Consider the following 269-nt stretch of genomic DNA (forward strand, 5'->3'; position numbering starts at 1 on the left):
CTCGAGCACTTCCACAAGCCCGAGTACACCGTTCATAGGGGTGCGGATTTCGTGGCTCATCATTGCGAAGAAGTCGTCTTTCGCACGCGACGCCGCTTCAGCCGCATCACGCGCGCGGGCAAGTTCTTCGGCGCGCGCATGCTCGATGCTCGCGTCGACCCAGTAGCCGCTCCAAACGACACTTGCGTCCGCCTCGCGACGCGGCACGAGTTCCGCTCGCGCCCACTTCACGTTCGAATGGCAGCGCATGCGGAATTCGATCAGTACCG

1 protein-coding gene is annotated in these 269 nt (G+C 62.8%); it reads right to left on the reverse strand.

Going from position 1 to position 269, the window contains the following annotated elements:
* Window positions 1-269, reverse strand: a 269-nt coding sequence (locus SB822_RS57505) for a histidine kinase dimerization/phospho-acceptor domain-containing protein (protein WP_410859163.1), incomplete at both ends; no start/stop codon positions are given.

It is taken from the genome of Paraburkholderia sp. SIMBA_054 (assembly GCF_046534875.1).
GTDB lineage: Bacteria > Pseudomonadota > Gammaproteobacteria > Burkholderiales > Burkholderiaceae > Paraburkholderia > Paraburkholderia hospita.